This window comes from Caballeronia sp. M23-90 (assembly GCF_053574605.1).
Map to the genome: position 1 here is coordinate 1 of NZ_JBSIPA010000942.1, position 726 is coordinate 726.

The 726-nt window shown below is 61.8% G+C and carries 1 protein-coding gene and 1 pseudogene; one reads left to right on the forward strand and one right to left on the reverse strand.

The window, feature by feature from the left end; translation table 11 throughout:
* The coding region (locus ACRXB1_RS37170) for a LysR family transcriptional regulator (RefSeq protein ID WP_449494917.1) at positions 1 to 278 on the reverse strand (278 nt) is incomplete at its 3' end.
* Positions 279 to 416: 138 nt separating this feature from the next.
* Between ACRXB1_RS37170 and ACRXB1_RS37175 the strand changes: the two are divergent.
* A pseudogene (locus ACRXB1_RS37175) lies at positions 417 to 659 on the forward strand (MFS transporter); the annotation flags it as partial.
* Between the last annotated feature and the right edge of the window lie 67 nt (positions 660 to 726).

The following is a 726-nucleotide window of genomic DNA, read 5'->3' on the forward strand; positions in this document are numbered from 1 at the left end:
TCCGCGCTGCCCAGGCGCTCGAACGCGGTGGTCACATCGTTCAGGAGCGCAGCGCCTTCGTCAGTAAGGACCACACCGCGCGGACGGCGCTCGAACAGCGGCAAGCCGAACCAGTCTTCCAGCATCCTGATCTGCTTTCCTACGGCCCAGTGCGTGACGTGCAATTCAGTCGCGGCGCCGGCAAAGCTGCCGTGCCGGGCTACCGCTTCGAAGTTGCGCAACCCGTTGAGCGGCGGCAGCTTGTCCCGGTCCTTCGCAGGGTCTGTGTCTCTAGCCATGACGTGACTTTTTCTCTCCGTTGACGCGATATTAGCTCAATTGAATGCACGATTGTCCGGACATAAAATTGCCATATGGAGCCTGAACGCGTCACGGCACCTCGCCTTGGCGGGTCGCCTCGCAACAAGAGGATTGTTATGCGCTTGCCCGTTTTTTCCCCGTCGCCCGCACACCAAGTTGATTCCGCCGGCCAGCCACTCGCGCCGTCAAAGTCGCGCGTGCTATGGCTCTCATGTGTCGCTCACGCCATGCACGATGGCTACACCGACATGATCTACGCGTTGCTCCCTGTCTGGCAGTCCGACTTTGGTCTTGATTTCGCCGCCCTCGCCATCCTGCGCGGTATCTATGCCGGCACGATGGCCACGCTCCAATTGCCGCCCGACATGCCGGCAACCGCATAGCCGAGCGCGGCCAACAACGTACCGAGAGCCAGCGTGGCCCGGA